Annotated in this window: 18 protein-coding genes, 2 tRNA genes and 1 pseudogene; 7 read left to right on the top strand and 14 right to left on the bottom strand. The window is 71.7% G+C overall.

Translation table 11 applies throughout. The annotated features are described in order from the left end of the window. Positions 1–21: 21 nt before the first annotated feature. A pseudogene (locus UQW22_RS12985) lies at positions 22–1,020 on the top strand (choice-of-anchor G family protein); the annotation flags it as partial. A 27-nt stretch (positions 1,021–1,047) separates the two neighbouring features. Here the strand turns inward: UQW22_RS12985 and UQW22_RS12980 are convergent. Next, on the bottom strand, positions 1,048–3,036 hold the full coding sequence (locus tag UQW22_RS12980) for a pentapeptide repeat-containing protein (protein WP_407320818.1): 1,989 nt from the start codon (positions 3,034–3,036) through the stop codon (positions 1,048–1,050). On the opposite strand from UQW22_RS12980, the gene UQW22_RS12975 reads away from it, so the two are divergent. Together UQW22_RS12975 and UQW22_RS12970 are read left to right on the top strand one after the other, a co-directional pair. Beyond that, positions 2,918–3,619, top strand: a complete 702-nt coding sequence (locus UQW22_RS12975) for a DUF5819 family protein (protein ID WP_407320817.1) — start codon at positions 2,918–2,920, stop codon at positions 3,617–3,619. The genes UQW22_RS12980 and UQW22_RS12975 overlap by 119 nt on opposite strands. Continuing rightward, positions 3,616–4,701, top strand: coding sequence for an HTTM domain-containing protein (locus UQW22_RS12970; protein WP_407317417.1), 1,086 nt, complete (start codon positions 3,616–3,618; stop codon positions 4,699–4,701). Before UQW22_RS12975 ends, UQW22_RS12970 begins: the two co-directional genes overlap by 4 nt. 35 nt (positions 4,702–4,736) lie before the next feature. Here the strand turns inward: UQW22_RS12970 and UQW22_RS12965 are convergent, their stop codons facing one another. Together UQW22_RS12965 and def are read right to left on the bottom strand one after the other, a co-directional pair. Beyond that, a complete protein-coding gene (locus UQW22_RS12965; RefSeq protein ID WP_407317416.1) occupies positions 4,737–5,237 on the bottom strand; it encodes a DUF3145 domain-containing protein in 501 nt (166 codons plus the stop codon). 160 nt (positions 5,238–5,397) lie between these two features. Further along, positions 5,398–5,883 carry a peptide deformylase gene (gene def / locus UQW22_RS12960; protein WP_407317415.1) on the bottom strand — a complete coding sequence of 162 codons (486 nt, stop codon included), beginning with the start codon at positions 5,881–5,883 and terminating at the stop codon, positions 5,398–5,400. Between the two features lie 104 nt (positions 5,884–5,987). Here def and UQW22_RS12955 point away from each other — a divergent pair. Further along, positions 5,988–6,061: transfer RNA gene (locus UQW22_RS12955), tRNA-Ile, on the top strand. Between the two features lie 74 nt (positions 6,062–6,135). Here UQW22_RS12955 and UQW22_RS12950 read toward each other — a convergent pair. After that, a complete protein-coding gene (locus UQW22_RS12950; RefSeq protein WP_407317414.1) occupies positions 6,136–6,312 on the bottom strand; it encodes a CsbD family protein in 177 nt (58 codons plus the stop codon). Positions 6,313–6,387: 75 nt separating this feature from the next. Next, complete coding sequence (locus UQW22_RS12945; protein ID WP_407317412.1) at positions 6,388–6,636, bottom strand: toxin-antitoxin system YwqK family antitoxin; 249 nt, start codon at positions 6,634–6,636, stop codon at positions 6,388–6,390. A gap of 49 nt (positions 6,637–6,685) precedes the next feature. Here UQW22_RS12945 and UQW22_RS12940 point away from each other — a divergent pair, with 49 nt between their 5' ends. The 3 genes from UQW22_RS12940 to UQW22_RS12930 all read left to right on the top strand — a co-directional run bounded on the left by UQW22_RS12940 (position 6,686) and on the right by UQW22_RS12930 (position 8,899). After that, positions 6,686–7,195: a hypothetical protein gene (locus tag UQW22_RS12940; protein ID WP_407317411.1), complete on the top strand. Its 510-nt coding sequence runs from the start codon at positions 6,686–6,688 to the stop codon at positions 7,193–7,195. 63 nt (positions 7,196–7,258) lie between these two features. Continuing rightward, positions 7,259–7,331: transfer RNA gene (locus tag UQW22_RS12935), tRNA-Asn, on the top strand. A 107-nt stretch (positions 7,332–7,438) separates the two neighbouring features. Beyond that, on the top strand, positions 7,439–8,899 hold the full coding sequence (locus tag UQW22_RS12930; protein ID WP_407317410.1) for an MDR family MFS transporter: 1,461 nt from the start codon (positions 7,439–7,441) through the stop codon (positions 8,897–8,899). Positions 8,900–8,908: 9 nt separating this feature from the next. Here UQW22_RS12930 and UQW22_RS12925 read toward each other — a convergent pair whose 3' ends face one another. The 9 genes from UQW22_RS12925 to UQW22_RS12885 all read right to left on the bottom strand — a co-directional run bounded on the left by UQW22_RS12925 (position 8,909) and on the right by UQW22_RS12885 (position 19,569). Beyond that, complete coding sequence (locus tag UQW22_RS12925) at positions 8,909–9,475, bottom strand: Dps family protein (protein WP_407317409.1); 567 nt, start codon at positions 9,473–9,475, stop codon at positions 8,909–8,911. A 76-nt stretch (positions 9,476–9,551) separates the two neighbouring features. Further along, positions 9,552–11,510 carry a DNA primase gene (gene dnaG / locus UQW22_RS12920; protein WP_407317408.1) on the bottom strand — a complete coding sequence of 653 codons (1,959 nt, stop codon included), beginning with the start codon at positions 11,508–11,510 and terminating at the stop codon, positions 9,552–9,554. Positions 11,511–11,630: 120 nt separating this feature from the next. Continuing rightward, positions 11,631–12,962, bottom strand: a complete 1,332-nt coding sequence (locus tag UQW22_RS12915; protein ID WP_407317407.1) for a deoxyguanosinetriphosphate triphosphohydrolase — start codon at positions 12,960–12,962, stop codon at positions 11,631–11,633. Positions 12,963–13,003: 41 nt separating this feature from the next. Beyond that, complete coding sequence (locus UQW22_RS12910) at positions 13,004–13,753, bottom strand: metallophosphoesterase family protein (protein ID WP_407317406.1); 750 nt, start codon at positions 13,751–13,753, stop codon at positions 13,004–13,006. Positions 13,754–13,781: 28 nt separating this feature from the next. Then, entirely contained in the window at positions 13,782–14,294 is a 513-nt protein-coding gene (locus tag UQW22_RS12905; protein ID WP_407317405.1) for a mycothiol transferase, read from the bottom strand. 170 nt (positions 14,295–14,464) lie between these two features. Beyond that, positions 14,465–16,345: a glycoside hydrolase family 13 protein gene (locus tag UQW22_RS12900; protein ID WP_407317404.1), complete on the bottom strand. Its 1,881-nt coding sequence runs from the start codon at positions 16,343–16,345 to the stop codon at positions 14,465–14,467. Positions 16,346–16,388: 43 nt separating this feature from the next. Continuing rightward, complete coding sequence (locus tag UQW22_RS12895; protein ID WP_407317402.1) at positions 16,389–16,943, bottom strand: hypothetical protein; 555 nt, start codon at positions 16,941–16,943, stop codon at positions 16,389–16,391. Positions 16,944–16,997: 54 nt separating this feature from the next. Then, the gene (locus UQW22_RS12890; protein ID WP_407317401.1) at positions 16,998–17,915 is read right to left on the bottom strand and encodes a sugar ABC transporter permease; all 918 of its coding nucleotides are present in this window, start codon (positions 17,913–17,915) and stop codon (positions 16,998–17,000) included. Between the two features lies 1 nt (position 17,916). After that, complete coding sequence (locus UQW22_RS12885; RefSeq protein WP_407317400.1) at positions 17,917–19,569, bottom strand: ABC transporter permease subunit; 1,653 nt, start codon at positions 19,567–19,569, stop codon at positions 17,917–17,919. Between the last annotated feature and the right edge of the window lie 36 nt (positions 19,570–19,605).

The following is a 19,605-nucleotide window of genomic DNA, read 5'->3' as shown; positions in this document are numbered from 1 at the left end:
TTCCGCCTTAGGGGGGCAACCATGGCCGCACCGCGCCTGCACGACCACAATGCCAGCCGAGAACCGGCGAACTCACCACCACCACCTCGTCAAAGACGACGATCGAGGCGTGGACACGGCAAGGGCGCTGCCGCGTTCGCCGTGGCCGCCGGTGTCGTCGGAGCTGCCGCACTGGCGGGCGTCCCTGCCGCCTCGGCGGCACCGACGGACGACAGCGAAGCCCTCGGAAAGTTCCTCGGCGGGAGCGCTGGGACCATCGACCTCGACGATCTCGCCACGGTCGAGGGAGCCCTGGCGGAGTACCCGTCGGGCAGCGAGCTCGAGACCAACCCACTCGCGGCCGACGTCCTCAACGCACTCTCGGTCGACCTGGGTGGTGGGCTCTCGCTCTTCGGGGACACCGGGCTCATCGAGCTCGGCGCCGTGAACCAGTACGCGTCCGCGGACGACACCGGCGCGGCTGCTGCGTCCGGTGCGGTCAGCGACCAGGGCGCGATCGAGGTCGGTGGCAGCACCGAGTTCCCGTCCGACGCGAACGTCACCCTGACGCCACTGCTTGCGGACGCCGGGCTCGACGACGTGCTCTCGCAGCTCGACCTCGAGCTCGGTGCACTGTCCAGCACCGCGACGTGGGCGCCTGACGGCGAACCGGTCGGCGACTACCAGATCGCCGGCTCGACGTTCCAGATGGAGAGCCCGGCCGTCTCCGGCATCGCGACGCTCGTCGACGACGAGGTCGTGCCCGAGGTCGACGACGCGGTGGGATCGCTCGTCGGACCGGAGGGACTTCTCTCCGACGCGCTCGGGACGATCGACGTGCTCGCACCAGTACTCGCGGCCTTGGGTTCCGAGCTGACCGTCGACTCGGCGATCACCCTCGACACCGAAGCTGCTCTGGACCCTGTGCTCGATCAGGACTTCGGTGACGAGGGTGTGGTCATCAACGTCGGGGCAGGCACGATCGACGTGGACCTCGACACGATCCTGGGTGGCGAAGGCTCGCTGAACGGGTTCGACCCCAACACCGAGGTGCTGTCCGCGGATGCGCTAGCAGCGATCACGGACGGTCTCAGTGCCGCTCTGGACGACCTGACGCTCGCTCTCGTCGGCGCGGTCGACACGGCGCTGCAGGCGGCGGCTCTGACATTCACCGCTCAGGGCGACATCCTTGGCGTGGCAAGCCTCGACATCACGCTCGACAGCACGGTCGGGGATGTCGTCGACGGCACCGTTGACCCGAGCGACGCGAGCATCACGGTGGTGCTGGGCGTTTTGCCGGTCACCCTGCCGCTCGGGGACCTCACCAACGCACTCGCGGGGCCGCTGAACGATGTCCTCTTCGACGAGAGCACCGGACTGGTCAGCACGCTGGCGGGCACCATCGACACCACTGTGGTCGACCCGACGCTGGCGACGCTGTCGCCGGCACTCCAGGCCCTGAACACCGTCGTGAGCCTGGTGGCGAACGTCCAGGAGCAGCCGGGCGAGCTCCCGGCGCACGACCCGACGGGTACCGAGTCCTTCACGCAGCGGGCACTGACGCTCACGCTGCTGCCGGGCGGTACGCCGCTCGCCCAGGTCGACCTGGCCTCCTCCACGGTGCGAGCCGTCGAGGTGCTGGACCTGGCGGTCACGGTCACCCCGGACACCGCCGCACCCGGTGACACCGTCACCGTGGACGGCACCGGCTACACCCCGGACGCCACCGTCACGGTCGAGATCCGCGACTCCGAAGGCACCGTCATCGCCACCGTCGAGGACGTACCCACCGACGCCGAGGGAGCCTTCACCACCCCGGTGACCATCCCGGACGAAGCCGCCGAGGGCGACTACACCGCCGCCGGCATCGACGACACCACCGGCCAGGAAGCAGAAGCTCCCCTGACCATCGACGATGGCGGCACCGAGGTCGACGGCGTTGAAGTTGACGGAGTTGAAGTTGACGGCGTCGAGGTCGACGGAGTTGAAGTTGACGGCGTCGAGGTCGACGGCACCGAAGTCGACGGCACCGAAGTCGACGGCACCGAAGTCGACGGCACCGAAGTCGACGGCACCGAAGTCGACGGCACCGAAGTCGACGGCACCGAAGTCGACGGCACCGAAGTCGACGGCACCGAAGTCGACGGCACCGAAGTCGACGGCACCGAAGTCGACGGCACCGAAGTCGACGGCACCGAAGTCGACGGCACCGAAGTCGACGGCACCGAAGTCGACGGCACCGAAGTCGACGGCACCGAAGTCGACGGCACCGAAGTCGACGGCACCGAAGTCGACGGTGACGAGGACGATCGGGACCTGTCGGCCGAGTTCGCCAAGGACCAGGTCGAGCGGGGCGAGGAGCAGACGTTCACGGCGTCGGGCTTCGAGTCCGGCGAGGAGGTCCAGGCGGTGATCAACTCGGAGCCGCTCATCCTCTCGGTGCAGACGGCGAACGCCGACGGCGAGGTCAGCTGGACGTTCGTCGTGCCGGCGGACTTCGAGTCCGGGACACACACGGGTACCGCCACGAGCGTCGAAGAGGATGATTCCGTCGTCGCGAGCTTCCAGGTCACCCTGACACCGTCCGACCCCGGCGGTACGGGCGGGGGCACCGGTGCTGGCGGCACAGGTGGCTCGGGAAGCAGCGGTGGGTCGGGTGGAACGCCCGCCTACTCCAGTGGGGGTGGCATGCTCCCAAAGACCGGTTCGGAGGTCGCGACGTATCTCGCGATCGCGTTCCTCCTGACCGGTGCGGGCGCGGTGGCACTGCGCGCGGCGAAGCGTCGTTCGCCGTCGGTGTCCGACTGAGTCCGACGACCGCAGGATGATCCGACGACCCGGTGCGACGTCCGTCGCACCGGGTCGTCGGGCACGTACCGCCCGACCGAGCTCAGGGGAGACAGTGACCGAGACGAGCACCCGCAGACCCGCGTGGGTGGTGATCGTCGCAGGGGTGCTGGGGCTCGTCGTCGCCGCGCACACAGCGACGACTTTCCTGTGGATCGCACCGGAGAACGCGTTCAGCCGAGCTGCCGAGGAGCCGCTCGAGTCGGCCATGGACCCGGTCTTCCAGCAGAACTGGTCGTTGTTCGCCCCGACGCCCATCAACGTCGGCAACTCTCTCGAGGTGCGGGCCCTCGACGCCGATCTCGAGGCCACCGCCTGGGTCGACGTCACCGACCTGGAGATCACCGCCAACTTCACGCACCAACTGCTCCCCAACCGCGGGAGCCGGCCGACGCGCATGCTGGCCGCGCGCGCCCACGCCCAGTTCTCGAAGCTCTCGGACGACGAGCTGGAGGTGCTGGGCCAGCACTACCACGAGGACGCGTGGCCACGCCTCGCGGAGGCGCTCGACGACGCCGAGGGGGCGTCGTCGGCTGCCCGGCGTGAGCTCGTCCTCGACTACGACCGCACCATGGCCGCCTACGCGACCGAGTTCGCGCGCGCCACGGCGACCGAGCTCGACTCGGTGTACGTCCAGTTCCGGGTGGTCCGGCAGCGGGCGACCCCGTTCCTGCAGCGCGACGGTGCGCCGTCGGAACCGAAGACGTACACGTTCGGGCGTCGCCCGATGTACGAGTTCCCCCGGCAGGACTCGGATGCGTTCGACGAGGCGATCGAGAGGTTTCAGGGATGAGCGTCACAGCTTCCGTCCGTCCGGCCCGCGAGCTCGGCGAGCGGGCGCTCGCCTGGGTGAGCGACCGCCGTCGTGCCACGTACGGCAGCGCGCTCGTCCGGATCGCCTTCGGCGGTGGTGCCCTGGTCTTCCTGCTGACGCACCTGCCGAACCGTGAGTACCTGTGGGGCCAGGCGGCGAGATGGGCCGCTCCGCTCGACGACAACGGCGGGTTCGAGGCGCCCTTCACCGTGTTCGCGGGCGGGCTGGGCTCGGTGCAGCTCACCGTCGCGTACGTCGTCCTCACCCTCCTGGCCGCACTGGTGACCGTCGGCTGGCGCAGCCGGTGGGTCACCCCGGTCTTCCTGGTGCTGTGGGTCAGCCTGCTCGAGTCGAACCCGCTGACCGGTGACCAGAGCGACAACATCTTCCGCATCCTGCTGCTGTACCTGTGCTTCGCCGACCTGGGGGGCCGTTGGTCGCTCGATGCTCGCCGCCGCGCCCGGGCGGTCGCACGCTGGGGAGTTCCGCGTCCGTTCGGCCGCTTCGGCTCCGAGGCGGCGAACGCGCGGGCGGTCCAGCTGGGGACGCTGCTGCACAACTTCGCGATCGTCATGGCGGGCGCGCAGATCTGCCTGATCTACGTCGCGTCGGGCCTGTACAAGGCGCAGGGTCTGCGCTGGCAGGACGGCACGGCGATCTACTACCCGCTGCAGCTGTCGCACTACCGCCCGTGGCCGTGGCTGGCCGACCTGCTCGTGGCGAACCCGTTCATGGTGGCCGCCGTGACGTACTTCTCGGTCTTCATCCAGCTGTTCTTCCCGCTGATGCTGCTGCAGCGCTGGACACGGATCATCGCGATCCTCGGGGTCTTCGCGATGCACACGGGCATCGCGGTGGCGATGGGGCTGCCGTTCTTCTCGCTCTTCATCATGGCGGGCGACTGTCTGTTCGTGCGGGACGCGACGTTCGCCGCGATCGAGCGGCAGGTCCGACGACGCACGTCACGTCTCGCCCGACGCGTCCGGGGGACGCCCGTCGCTGTCCGGGACGACGTCGGCGCGGAGCCGCAACGCGTCGATGGTGAGCTCGCCCCCCGGTGACAGGCCCTTCGGGGGGCCGGCCACCGGGGTCGACGTCAGCCGACGCGGTGCAGCCAGCGCACCGGCGCGCCGGCGCCGGCGTACCGGAAGGGCTCGAGCTCGTCGTCCCAGGCGCTGCCCAGCACCAGGTCCATGGCCGCGCGCAACGCGTGCGGCTCGTGGTGGCTCTCCATCGCGCTGCGCACCCGGTCCTCGGGGACGACGACGTTTCCATGCACGTCCGTCATCGCATGGAAGAGCCCGAGCTCGGGGGTGTGCGACCAGCGTGCGCCGTCGGCACCGTGGCTCGCGTCCTCGGTGACCTCGTAGCGCAGGTGGTCCCACCCGCGCAGGGCGGACGCCAGTCGAGCACCCGTGCCCTGGGTGCCCTGCCACGGGTACTCCGCCCGGTAGAGCCCCCTCGCGGCGGGCTGGGGTGCCCAGTCGAGCGACACGTCCCCGCCCAGCACGTTGCCTGCCGCCCACTCGAGGTGGGGGCAGAGCGCGCGCGGCGCAGAGTGCACGAACAGCACACCGCGGGTGATTGCGCCAGCCATCTTGTCCTCCCTGGGTTCCGAGGTCCGTCTTCCCCTACGTCCTCAGTGCCCGTGAAGTTCCTGGTCAGCGCGCCATTGCGGCGTGTCGTGTTGCGTTGTCGTTCACATCCTGCCTGACACGCGGCGCGCCCGCGAGGGGGATCCCGACATTTGAGGCACCTCAGAGGCGCTCGCGCAGCTCCCGCATCGCCTTCTTGCGGGTGCCTCGCTCCAACCGGTCGAGGTAGAGCTTGCCGTCGAGGTGGTCGCACTCGTGCTGCAGGCAGCGGGCCATGAGGTCGGTGCCCTCCACGACCACCGGGTTGCCGTCGAGGTCGGTCCCCTCGACCCGCGCGTACCAGGCGCGCGTCGTCGGGTAGTACAGGCGCGGCACCGACAGGCAGCCCTCGTCGCCGTCCTGGATCTCCTCGGAGACGTCCACGAGGCGGGGGTTCAGCACGTAGCCGATCTCGTCGTCGACGTTCCAGGAGAAGGCCCGCAGGTTCACGCCGATCTGGTTGGCTGCCAGTCCGGCCCGCCCCTCCGCGTCGACGGTCTCGAGCAGGTCGTCGACGAGCCCGCGGACCCGGTCGTCGATCGTCGTGATCTCGTCGCACGCCGTGCGCAGCACGGGGTCGGGCACCACCCGGATCTCTCGCATCGCCATGGCGGACATTCTTCCACGCCGCCGCCGTGACCTGCGGCATCCGGGCCGCCGACGGCGCCACGTCACAGCGGCGGGTTCGTGCCGTTCCGGTAGGCTCGCGCCGCGCCCCGTTAGCTCAGCTGGTCAGAGCAGTCGACTCATAATCGATCGGTCGCCGGTTCAAGTCCGGCACGGGGCACCGCCACGCCTGCACCGCACCGACACGACGAGGGGCGGGCCCGCTCGTCGCGGTGCCCGCCCCTCGGGGCCTGCTCAGCGCCTGTTGAAGGCATCCTTGACGTCGTCGCCGGCCTGCTTGAGGTCGGCCTTGGACTGGTCGGACTGCCCTTCGGCCTCGAGCTTCTCGTCGTCCGACGCCTTGCCGGCGCCTTCCTTGAGCTTGCCCGCAGCCTCTTCGGCAGCGTGCTTGGCCTTGTCACCGATACCCATGAACGAGCTCCTTTGTCCGGGAGCTTCGACGATACGAGCGTGCGGCTCTCGACGCACCCTCGGGCCGGCAGGGCCTCAGGGGCCCGTCGTGGTGACCTTGTACACCTCGCCGCGGCGGTCGTAGGTGGTCCACTCCCCCACCTTGCGTCCGTGGTCGAAGTGGCCGGAGCGCATCCGCGTCCCGTCCACGCGGAACCACTCCCAGTAGCCGTGCAGCTCCCCGTCGAGGAAGTGCCCGGTCCCCCGGACGCTTCCGTCGCGATGACGCTCGGTGTGCTCGACGAGACCCGGCGCGGCCGGGTCGCCCGCATGATGTTCTGCCACGGGTCCATCGTGCCGCAGGGGCAGCCCGCACGACCGCTACCGTGGGCGCATGTTCTCGCGTCGCCGCCAGCTCACGCCCGCCGCCCGTCGCGCCGTACCCGTCCGCGGCAGCGAGCGGCCCCTGGCGGGAGCGGAGCTTGCCGACGGCGGCACCGCCGTGGCGACGACGGCCGGTCTCGCCGTCGTCGGCGACGACGCGCGGGTGACGCTGCGCCGCCCGTGGTGCGACGTGGACCGCGCCGCCTTCGACCCGGAGCGGTCCGTGCTCACGGTCGAGTGGGTCGACGCCGTGCCCGATCTCCGCCTGCGCCTGCTGGAGCCGCGCGGCACGAACCTGCCGGCCGTGCTGCACGAGCGCGTCCTGTGGTCCGTCGTCCTGGCCGAGACGGTGGACGTCCCGGGCGGCAGCGTCCGCATCGCCGTCCGCCGCGCCCCCGACGGCTCCCTGTTCTCGCAGGCGGTCACCGGCGGGGCCGTCGACCTCGCCGACCCTGCCGTGGCGGGCGTGGTCAACGCCACCGAGTCGAGACTCCGGAGCGCGTGCGGACTACCCCGGTGAACCTGGTATTGTTCTTCCCGGTTCGCCGATCGGCAGAAATGCTCGCCGAAGACGGATCACCGATCCCGCGTAGCTCAGCTGGCAGAGCATCCGACTGTTAATCGGACGGTCACTGGTTCAAGTCCAGTCGCGGGAGCAGGACAGGAAGCCCTGAGGCCCCGAGCGGGCGTCAGGGCTTTCGTGCGTCACCCGGATGACGCCCCGGCGGAATACCGGACGTCGGTCCGTGGCTTGTTCCTGGACGTGGCCTCCAGAACCTCCGTCGGACTGCGCTCCGAACGCGGACCGATCCTCCTCGCGCTCATGCTGTCGACGGCGCTGGTCGCCCTGGACGCCACGATCATCGCGACGGCGTCGGCCACGATCGCACGGGAGCTCGGCGGCTTCGAACAGCTCCCCTGGCTCTTCTCCACCTATCTCCTCGCCCAGGCGGTCGGCACACCGCTGTCCGGGCGGCTGGCGGACGTGCTCGGCCGCAAGCGCATGATGCTGGGCGGTGTCGCGCTCTTCTTCCTCGGTTCCGTGCTCTGCGGTGCCGCGTGGTCCATGGGGGCCCTCATCGCGGGACGGGTCCTGCAGGGCCTCGGCGCGGGCGCCGTCATGCCGGCGTCGCTGACCATCGCGGCGGACATCTACACGCTCGAGGAGCGCGCCAGGACGCAGGGCTACCTCGCCTCGGTGTGGGCGATCTCGTCGGTCGTCGGCCCCACCCTGGGCGGGGTGTTCTCCGAGTTCGTCAGCTGGCGCTGGATCTTCTTCGTCAACATCCCGCTGTGCGCGTTCGCCGCCTGGATGCTGGTGCGCCACTACCAGGAGACTCCGCGCGAGGGCGCGCGCGAACCGATCGACTACGTTGGTGCGGCCCTGCTGACCGGCGCCAGCACGTTGCTGCTCCTGGGGCTGCTCGAGGGGGGCAGCACCTGGCCCTGGGACTCGACCGCGTCCGTGGGGATCTTCGCCGCCGCCGCGGCCCTGTTCGCCGGCTTCGTGCTGCGGGTCCGCCGCACGCGGCACCCGATCCTGGACCTGACCGTCCTGCGCCGGCGCGTCGTCGCCGTCCCCGCGGCCGTCTCCCTGATGGTCGGTGTCATCGTGCTGGCGCTGTCGACCTACATCCCGATCTACGCGCAGGGGGTGCTCGGCGTCGGACCGCTGGTGGCGGGCTTCACGCTGGCGGCGATGATGGTCGGGTGGCCGTTGTCGGCGACCAACGCCGGGCACTTCTACCTGCTGCTCGGGTTCCGGCTGACCGCGACGATCGGGTCGACGCTGGTGCTCACCGGGCTCACGCTCGCCCTGCTGCTCGGGGCCTCGTCCGCGATCGTCGCCGTCGCCGGCGTGTGTTTCCTCGTCGGTGCTGGCATGGGCCTGACGGCCGTGCCCACCCTGATCGCGGCCCAGTCGTCGGCGTCCTTCTCGGAGCGGGGCGCCGTGACCGGCACCAACATGTTCGCCCGGTCCCTCGGCTCCGCCGTCGGCGTCGCCGTCTGCGGCGCGATCGTCAACTCGCGCACCACCGTGGGGGCCGACGGCGTCCCGGAGGGCCCGGGGCTGATGTCCGCGATGCACGTCGTGTTCGTCGTCCTGGCGGCCTGCGCCGCGGCGCTGGTGCTCCTGGCGACCCTCATGCCGGCCGACCGCCGGCAGACGCGTGAACGCCGCGCGGCGGGGCGGCCCGAGGGCGCCCCGCCGCGTGCAGCGTAGCGTCGGGCGTCAGGAGCCGTCCTGGGCGGCGCGCGCCGCACCCAGCTCGGTGGTCTCCCCCGCCGTGGACAGCTGTCCGGCCGCGGACTCGAGGTGCGCCCGCACGAACCAGTGGAACTGCTCCAGCTCACCCAGGTGACCGATCAGCATGTCGTTGGTGACGTCGTCGAGCTCTTCGGTGTCCTTCGCCGCCTTCCGGTGCGCCGTGATGACTCCCTCGTACACCTCGTCGAGCGCCCCGAGGTGCTCGATCGCCGTGGCCCGCCCCAGGTGGTAGTCCTCCCAGGTCCGGGACGCGACGAGCGCGCCCGGCGTGCCGAGCGGTTCCGCCCCGAGCGTCGCGATCCTCTCTGCGGTGGCGTCCGTCATGAGACGCACCGCGTCGACCTGCGGGTCCAGCATCTCGTGCACCGCGATGAAGTGCGGTCCGACGACGTTCCAGTGGACGTGCTTGAGGGTCAGGTGGAGGTCGGTCAGCGAGTTCAGCCGGTCCTGGAGGATCTCGGCGACCTTCGCGCCGTCCTCGGGCGTCAGCGACGGCACGGTGTAGGTGGGCACGTGCTTGGCAGCAGACATCGGGGCCTCCTTCTGTCGGGTGTGTCGGGTGCGCCCATCGTGCCCAGGAGTCCGGGTCCCCGCGACCGCACGGGACCTACGCGCTGTCGCGCAGCTCGCGACGCTCCTTCTCGATGGCCACGAGCCGCTCGAACGCCTCGTGGTAGGCGTCACCGTCGCGCGCCGGGTCGAGCCGCTGCACGCGACTCTTGGCGTCCGCGATCCGCCGGGTGAGACCCAGGTCGATCACCTTGCGCACCACGTCGGCCACGTACGCGGCGATGACGTCCTCGCGGTCCTCCGGCACCGGCGCGACGGCCAGCTCGGTCACCAACGGACCGACGGCCTCGCCCGCCTCGTCGACCACGGTCTCCACCCAGCGGCTCCCGGCGACGTCGCGGCCGGCAGCCACTCCCCCGGCGGCCCGGATCGCGGCGTGCACCGCCCGCCACGCCGGGGTCGCGAACGCCTCCTCGCCGAGCGTGTCGAAGTGCTGGGGCACGTGCTGCGGGTACTGCAGCGCGACGACGAGCGCCAGCCGTTCGATGCGCGCCACCGGGTCGCGGGGGTCCGGCGCGGTCACCACCGGAGCGACCGGCCCGCTCTCCGTACCTGACGGCGGCGCGTCCTGCCGCGGGCCCCGCACCTCGCGGTCGTCCCGCCGTCGGGCCCGGTCCGGACGCGTCGAGGCACGACCCACCTCCCGGCGCACCTCCTCCGGGTCGAGACCGATCCAGCGCGCGAGCGAGCGGCTGTAGCCGAGCTGCATCGACCGGTCGCGGATGCCGGCCACGAGGGGTGCCGCCGAGCGCAGCGCTCCCACGCGGCCCTCGACGGTGTCGAGGTCGAACCCGTCCAGGGTGGTGCGGATGACGAACTCGAACAGCGGCACCCGCCCGTCCACCAGCGAGCGGACCGCGTCAGGACCGCGCGCCATGCGCAGGTCGCACGGATCCATGCCGCTCGGCTCGACCGCCACGAACGTCTGGGCGTGGAAGCGCTGGTCCTCGCCGAACGCGCGCATCGCCGCCTTCTGCCCGGCGGCGTCACCGTCGAACGTGAAGACGATCTCCCCGCCGAGCGAGGCCCCCGAGGCGAGCTGCAGGCCGCCCCCGGCGGTGGTGTCCCCCATGAGACGCCGCACCACCTTGGCGTGGTCGCCGCCGAACGCGGTGCCGCAGGTCGCCACCGCGACCTCCACGCCGGACAGGTGCGCGGCCATCACGTCGGTGTACCCCTCGACGATGACCACGCGCTTCGACTGGGCGATCGCCCGCTTGGCGAGGTCGATGCCGTAGAGCACCTGCGCCTTCTTGTACAGGCTGGTCTCGGGGGTGTTGAGGTACTTGGGGCCCTGGTCCTCGTCGAACAGCTTGCGCGCACCGAACCCGATGACCGCACCCGTCACGTCCCGGATCGGCCAGACGAGGCGGCCGCGGAACCGGTCGTAGATCCCGCGCTGGCCCTGGCTCACCAGACCCGAGGCGACGAGCTCCGGCTGGGTGAACCCCCGCCCCTGCAGGTGGCGCATGAGGGAGTCCCAGCCCGTGGGGGCGAACCCGAGACCGAACGTCTCGGCGTCGGCCCTCCCGAAGCTGCGCTCCGCGAGGAACGCCCGGGCAGCCTGCGCCCCGGGGGCGAAGAGCTGCTCGGCGTAGAACTCCGCGGCGACCCGGTGGGCCTCGACGAGCCGCTGCCGCCGCCCCGGCTCCTCGCGCGGGCCGCGCGACGCCGCGCCGCCGGTGCGCGAGTCCTCGTAGCGCAGCTGCACGCCGACCCGGTCGGCGAGGTGCTCGACGGCGTCGGTGAAACCCATGCCGTCGATCTTCTGGACGAACGAGATGACGTCGCCGCCCTCACCGCAGCCGAAGCAGTGCCAGCGCCCGACGCCGGGCCGCACGTGGAAGGAGGGGGTGCGCTCGTCGTGGAACGGGCAGAGCCCCTTCATCGAGCCCACGCCGGCGGGCTTGAGGGTGACGTGCGCCGACACCATCTCCTCGATGCGCGCGCGCTCGCGTACCGCCTCCACGTCCTCCCGCTTGATCAGCCCAGCCACGCAGGGAGTCTATGCCCGCAGGACGCCCCGGCCCGCGCGAGCGCCCCGCGTTCGCTGTGGGTATGAGATCTCGCGCGTGAAGCGAGGCGAAGCGGGAGTTTTCGTACCCACAGCGGGGGGTCAGGGCTTGCGGACCAGGCGCGCGTGGAGCTGCATCGCCGAGACGTCCGTGAGCGAGGCCACCTGGTCGACGACGACGCGCAGCCGGGCGCCGTCGTCGGCCGCCTCGGACCAGTCGGCGGCGAAGGCCGGCTCCAGGGCGACCGGCGCGCGGTCAGCGATCGCGGTCACCAGGTCCGCGACGATCTCGCGCTGGGCACCGTAGACGGGCTCGGACTCGCGCGGCGCCATGACGTAGGTGACGGCGACGCCCTTGAGGGCGAGGATCTCCTCGGCCGTCTCGTCCGGCACCACGAGCCGGGCGGAGTACCGGGTGAGCGGGCCGTCGCCGTAGACGTCGCGCGTCGCGCGCTGTGCCGCGCCGCTGAACCGGCCGATGAGCTGGCTCGTCGCGTCCTTGAGCGCGGCGAGCGACCGCCGCGACCCGTCGAAGTCGGTGACGAGGTAGCCGGTGTCACGCAGCCGGCACAGCGCGGCGTCGAGCGCGGCGGGGTCGTGCCAGTCGCCGTACCAGGACCGCACGTGCTCGACGACGCGGGCGCGCTCGGACTCGTCGTCGAGCAGGCGCAGGTCCACCCGGCCGCCGACCACGGCGTCCTCGACGTCGTGCACCGAGTAGCTGATGTCGTCGGCCAGGTCCATCACCTGGGCCTCCATGCAGCGCACTCCCCCGCGCGGCGCTCCCTGGCGCAACCAGGCGAACACCGGGGCGTCGTCCGGGTACACGCCGAACTTGTGCGTGGAGCGGCCGTCGGGACGGGGCGGCCCCTCGCCGAGGCGCCACGGGTACTTGACGCTCGCGTCCAGCGAGGCGCGCGTCAGGTTCAGGCCGCGGGGGGCGCCGTCGTCGGCGATGATCTTGGGCTCGAGCCGGGTCAGCAGCCGCAGCGTCTGGGCGTTGCCCTCGAAACCGCCGATGTCCGCGGCCAGGTCCGCGAGCGCTCGCTCGCCGTTGTGCCCGAACGGCGGATGACCGAGGTCGTGGGTGAGGCAGGCGGTGTCGACGAGGTCGGGGTCGCAGCCCAGCGCGCGACCCATCTCCCGGCCCACCTGGGCCACCTCGAGGGAGTGGGTCAGGCGGGTACGCACGAAGTCGTCGCTGCCGGGGGTGAGGACCTGCGTCTTGGCACCGAGGCGGCGCAGCCCGGAGGAGTGCACCACGCGGGCGCGGTCGCGCTCGAACGGTGTGCGGTGCTTGGTCTTGGGTGGTTCGGCGGCCCAGCGCTCGGTGTCGGCGGCGGTGTACGACGCGGTGCCCTCCTCGCCGGGGGCGGGGCGCGGCCCGGTCCCGACGACGGTCGGGTCGAACGCGTCCTGCGAGAACGTCTGCACGAGGAGCAGCCTACCGAGCGGGACCGACGCGCCCGCGACACCTACGTGGTGGGCTGCAGAGCACGGTAGACGGCGGTCCGCAGCTCCTGCTCCCACGCGGCGTACTGCGGCATGCCCACCTCGCGGGCTACGGCGAGCTCGGCCTCGACGTCGTAGGGCAGGCGGACGATCTGCAGGCCGAACGGGCCGGGCTCGACGGCGTCGGGCACGCCTTCGAGGATCGCGTAGCTCGCGCTCGGTTCGTCGAGGGCGTTGCCGACGCTGCCCGTGTTGAACAGCGTCCGGCCGCGGCGCGTCCGCTGGTAGGCGGCGTGGACGTCGCCGTAGCCGACCACCGTCGGACCGGGGCCCGCGCCGGTGAGCTTCGTCGCGGCGAACATGCCGTCGAACTCCTCGCGCGTGTGCTCCACGTGGACGCGCACGTGGACGCTGGTCGCCGAGGCGTGGAACAGCCGGACGCGCCGGCCCGAGAGCCGCAGGTCATGGCTCCGCGGTCGGCGCCGGATCACCGCCAGCCGCTCGGAGCCGGCCTCGTCGCGCCACCACACCATCTCCGGCGCGCCGTCGTCGCGGATCTGCGGCAGGAAGTCGTCCCAGTTGCCGCGGACGTTGACCTCGCACACCTGCGTGGTGCGGTCGATGACGGCCCGGCCCCGCGGTCCCTTGCCGACGTCGTCACCGAGGTTGACGATGCGCTGGATCCCCCGGGCCGCGATGTCCGCCAGGACGGCGTCGAGCGCGGTGAGATTGCCGTGGACGTCGGAGATGATCGCGATCTGCTCGGGGTCCACGCCCCGATGCTCCCACAGCGCTGCGCGGCTACGCCCGGCCCGTGCGCTCGAGGACGCCGCGGAGGTAGGCGATCTGCGCGGCGTGCTCCAGGGAGTCCAGACCGACGCTCACCAGCCGGGCGCCGCGCGTGACCGGCGGGTCCCAGGCGTCGTCGACGATCTCGTCCAGCGCGTCGTCATCGAGGTGGGCGAGCACGTCGGCGGACTCGGCCGCCACGGCGTCGACGTAACCGAGCAGCAGCTCGGCGGGCCCGCCGACCCGGGCGACGTCCTGCGGCGTGTGCCCGTAGCCCGTGTCGTCCGGGCCGAAGGGCAGGTCGAACCGCTCGGCCCAGCCGCGCGACCACACCTGGTCGCGCCCGACGGCGGCGGCCACCTGGACGTCCTGGTCGCGGCCGATGTGCCAGGTGAGCCAGGCGACGGTGTTCGCCTCCGGGTCGAGCCGCGCCGTCAGCGCGTCGTCCGGCAGGCCGTCGACCGCACGATGCACGGTCGGGCCGATCCGGGAGTACATGTCCTGCAGCACCGTGACGCCGTGCATCGCGACCTCCGTCCGGAAAAACGCTCGGGAGACCCACGATGCCCCATGCTCGCCGACCTGTCAGGACGTGGCGCGGGTGTCCTGCCACGAGAGTCTGACAACTCGTGCTGCCCGAGAGGTGTCAGAGCGTGGCGCGCGTCGACATCGACGAGAGTCTGACAGGTCGGGGCTCAGCCGAGACGGTGGACGCCGACGCCGGGGCCGTCGCCCGGCACCACGATCCCGTCGGCCGTGACCCGCAGGCCGACGTCGCCGTACAGCGGTTCCGGCGACGCGCCCGGCGCCAGCAGGTGGCGCGGCAGCACCGCACCCTCCCAGGGGCCGCGGGCCAGCACGACGAGCACCCGCTCGGTGGGCGACTCCCGCAGGAACGCCACGGCGTCGTCGGCCACCACCGCCCACCGGATGCCGCCGTCGCGCAGCGCGGACGAGCCGCGTCGCAGCGCGGACAGACGCCGGTAGACGGCGAACGTGGCGTCGTCCCAGCGCGGGCCGCCCCCACGGGCGCCCTGGTCCCAGGCCATCGTGGTCCGCGCGTGCTCACCGTTGTCGCCGGTGGCGCCCACCTCGTCGCCGGCGAAGACGACGGGCGTGCCGGGATAGGTGAACAGCAGCGTCGCGCCGACCTCGACCAGCTCCGCCGAGCCGACGACGGTGCGCAGTCGCGGCGTGTCGTGCGAGCCGAGCAGGTTCCACTGGCGTGCGGTCACGCTCCAGGGCACCGCCGCGTCGAACTCGCGCATCGCGGCCACCATCGCGTGGCCGGGGCGACGCACGGCCCCGACCGGCAGCCCGTGGGCACCGGCCGGGGAACCGTCCACCGCCAGCCACGACCAGGCGGGACGGGTGAACCCGGTGTAGTTCATGTTGGCGTGCCAGCCGTCGCCCTGCAGGTCCGCGGTGGCGTCGTGGAAGTGCTCGGCGACCAGCGCCCCGTCGGGACGTTCGCGCACGACGGCGGCACGCAGCTCGCGGGCGACGGCGTGCGCCCGGTCGGCGCCGCCCCACCGGCCGGTCATGTTCGCCACGTCGACCCGCCAGCCGTCCAGCCGGAACGGTTCGCGCAGGTACCGGGTGATCGGCGCGTCCTCGCCGGTCACCATGCGTCGCCAGGTCTCCGGCGCGGACCAGTCGAGCTTGGGCAGGGACCCGAACCCGAGCCATGCGGCGTACCCCGTCCCGTCCGGCGTCGTGGCGACGTCCGGGCCGCCGGGCGGCGCCCACACGTACATCTCGTGCTCGGCGGAACGGGGGTCCGCGAGCGCCCGCGTGAACCACTCGTGCCCCGCGCCGGTGTGGTTGGTGGTGATGTCACCCATCAGCCGCATGCCCCGGGCATGGACCTCTCGTGCGAGCCGGGCGTAGGCCGCGTCGCCGCCGAGCAGGAGGTCCACCCGGTCGAACGTCGAGGCGTCGTAGCGGTGGTTGGACCGACCGGGGAACACCGGGGTGAGGTAGACGGTGCCGACGCCGAGGGCGGCCAGGTGGTCGAGGTGCGCCACGATGCCGTCGAGGTCGCCGCCGTAGAGCTGGGTGCCCGCGAGCGTTCCCTCGCCGGCGGGCTCGTCGTCCCAGGCAGCGGGGACGGCCCAGTCCGGCACCGGACGCGACGACGCCTCGGCCGAGCGGGCGAACCGGTCGGGGAAGATCTGGTAGACCGGCCCGTCGGCCAGCCAAGCAGGCGCGGGGGCGGAGGTGGTCAGGCGGAAGCTGCCGGCGTCCGAGACGTCGCGGTCGTGCACGCCGCGGCCGTCGAGCCACCGGTAGCCACCCGGGTAGCCCAGGAGGAAGCGGTACGAGGTGACGGGGTTGTGCACCACGACGTCCGCGACGTAGACGTCCTCGTCCGCCGTGCCGCCGTCGTGCCGTGCAGGGGTGACCCGGGGCTCGCCGTCACGCACGGATCGCAACCAGACGCCCCGGACGCCCGACGCCTTCGGCACCCGGACGCGGACGGGGACGGTGTCGCCGAGGGCGGGAGTGCCGCCGGCCACGTGCACGGACGACCCGTCGTGGTGCGGCAGGTCGAGCAGGTGCGGTACGGGGGTCATGCGATCCTCTCGGTCGGGGCCGCCCGCCGACCGAGGAGGGACCTCAGCGCCGGCGGCGGCCGATCGCCCACCCGGTGGCGAGCGCGATCGCGATCCCGACGATCTGTCCGCCGAGGATCGCCTTGTTCAGGTCGAGCACGGGCTGCCAGCGGGCACCCTCGGCGGAGACGACGTAGACGCCGAGCGGCTTGACCTGCAGACCGTAGCCACCACCGCCGCCACCGCCCTCGCCGGACCCCTCCCCGTGGGTCTCGCCGCGGATCTCGCCCTGGGCGTCGCCGGAGGCGTCGCCGGCGTCCGAGCCGTCGCCGGAGCCGGCGGGCTCGGGGGTGCCACGCTGGAAGGAGCGGGACCATCCGGCGAGGTGGCCCGAGCCCTTGCCGGTGCCGGTCCCCTGGCCGGAACCGTGACCGGCGCCCGTACCGGCCCCACCCCCGGAACCGGTGCCGATCCCGCCCCAGACCTTGGCGACGGGCACGATGAGGTGGCCCTGGTGCTCGTAGGGTTCACCGTACGCGCGGCGCACGGAGAACGAGTCGTCGGCGGCATCCGTCAGCCGCCGCAGATCCGGGGTGAAGCTGCGCGTGTCATCGGTCATGAGCCCAGGCTAGAGGCAGGGTGTGACCACCGCCACAGCCGGTGCGGAAGTTCCTCAGCCCTTCACCGAACCGGCGGTCAGCCCACCGACGATGTACTTCTGCAGGAACAGGAACAGGGCGAGGATCGGGACCGTCGAGATCACCGCCCCGGCCGCGAACAGACCCCAGTTCGCCTCGAGCAGGCTGGACACCCAGGAGTAGAGCCCGACGGCGAGGGTCCAGCTCGACTCGGACTGCAGCAGCACCCGGGCGATGACGAACTCGCCGAACGTGGCGATGATCGACAGCAGCGCCACCACCGCGAGGATCGGGGTGACCAGGCGCAGGACGATCGTCCAGTACGTCTGGGCGTGGGTGGCTCCGTCGATCTTCGCCGCCTCGTCCAGCTCGCGCGGGATGGTGTTGAAGAACCCGTACATGAGGAACGTGTTCACGCCCAGCGCCCCGCCCAGGTAGACGCACACGAGCGCCACCTTCGAGTTGAGCCCGAGCGCCGGCACCACCTCGCCGAGGCTGATCAGCAGCAGGAAGATCGCGACGAAGGCGAGCATCTGCGGGAACATCTGCACGATGAGCAACGTCGTGAGCCCGGCACGACGCCCCTCGAAGCGGAAGCGGCTGAACGCGTACGCCGCGGCGGCGCCCATGAGCACCGTGCCGATCGCCGTCGCCACGGCCACCTGGACCGAGTTGGCGAACCACGACCAGAACGCCGTGCCGCCCAGCGCGGTGTAGTTGGCACCGCTGATCGTGTCGAACAGCTGGTTGGAGCCGGTCAGGGTCCCGCCGGCGGACAGCGAGGCGGACAGCACGTAGACGATCGGGAAGACCGCGTACACGACGAACACGACGCCGACGAGGTGACGCCAGCCGGTGTCGGCGAACCAACGGCCCGGGGTCCGGCGGCGACTGGCGGCGCTCGGCGCGGGGCGACCGGCGGCACGGCCCTCGGGGAGCATGGTGGCGGTCATGTCAGTTGATCTCCTCGAGCGAGCGGGTCCGCTTGAAGGCGATGGCCGAGATCGTCGCGATGATCACGAAGATGACGATGGACAGCGCGCTGGCGAGCCCGAAGTTCTTCGGTGCGCTGCCGTCGAGACCTGCCACGGAGTACACCATCGTGATGAGGATGTCGGTGTGCCCCAGCGGCACGGAGGCGTCGTCGAACCTCGGCCCTCCCCCGGTGAGCATGTAGATCAGCGCGAAGTTGTTGAAGTTGAACGCGAAGCTGGAGATGAGCAGCGGCGTCGTCGAGACCAGCAGCAGCGGCATCGTCACCGCCCGCCACGTGCGCAGGCGGCCGGCGCCGTCGATCTTCGCTGCCTCCATCACGTCGGCCGGCAGGGACTGCAGCGCCCCGGTGCAGATGAGGAACATGTAGGGGAAGCCGAGCCACAGGTTGACCGCGATGATCGAGAGCTTGGCGAGCCACGGGTCCGTCAGCCACGGGATCGCCGCACCGCCGAGCAGCACCTGGTTGACGAACCCGAAGCTGCGGTTGAGCAGCCCGGACCACAGCAGCGGCGCCACGAAGCCGGGGATGGCGTACGGCAGGATCAGCAGCGTGCGGTAGATCCTGCGTCCACGGATCGGCGCGTTGAACACCGTCGCCAGGAACATCCCGAGCAGGAACGTGGTGGCGACGGACAAGAAGGCGAAAACGAAGGTCCACACCACGACCTGGAAGAACGGGCCGGCGTACCGGGAGTCGCTGAAAGCCGTGGTGAAGTTGTCGAAACCGACGAACACGCGCCAGCCCACCTGCAGCGTGGAGCCGTCGGCGGCCTCGAACCGACCCTCGTCGTTCGGTGTGTAGACGGTCCCGGTCGTGGTGTCCGTCATCGTGTCGGCCGCCTCGTCGTAGACGAGCGTCGGGGTGAAGACGTACCCGGTGCGGGCGTCCTGGGTGCGCACCGACCCGTCGTTCGGGTCGTCGGAGAGCGGGACCCGCAGGGCGGTGACCTCGTCCTGACGCTCCAAGACCTCCTGACGGGTCAGCACGTCCCAGCCGTCGACGGCGGCGACCTGCCCGTCGGTGACGGTGGCGTCCACCGGGGCGAGGGCGTCGTCGGCGTCGCCCACGGCCGTCGTGCCGTCCGGCCGCACGACGGCGAAGCCGAGGTCGTCGCCGTCGGTCACGACCGTCAGGGGCAGGCTGGGCGAGCCCTCGACGCGGCGCTCGTTCTGCGCCAGCAGCGCCGTGATCGCGTCTTCCTTGGTCGAGTTGTGGCCGTCGCCGTAGTTCGTGAAGGCGACCCAGCCGGTGTACGCGATCGTGAAGATCTGGAAGGTGAACAGGAAGATCAGACCGGGCAGCACGTACTTCAGCGGCACGGTGCGCCGGGAGAAGTACACCCAGTTCGCGACGGCGAGCATCGCCACCATCGCTCCCAGGATCACCCAGGACTCGGCGACCCATGCCGACCACACCACGTAGACGCCGAACGCGTCGACGACGGCCATCAGCGCGAGCTTGACGAGGAACCCTGACCCGAACCGGCGCGCCGGGGACTCGTCGGGACGGGTCCGGCGAGGCGGCGGGGAGCTCGGGGGGTTCGTGGCGCCGGAGCCCGTCGCCGGGCGGTCGGTGGCGCTCGTGGCGCCGGGTTGCTGCAGATCGGTCATCGAGGTGCCTTCCGAGGTCGCACGACGGACCGTGGC

Source organism: Isoptericola halotolerans, from assembly GCF_045689585.1.
Lineage (GTDB): Bacteria > Actinomycetota > Actinomycetes > Actinomycetales > Cellulomonadaceae > Isoptericola > Isoptericola halotolerans_B.
This window is presented reverse-complemented; position numbering and strand designations above follow the sequence as displayed.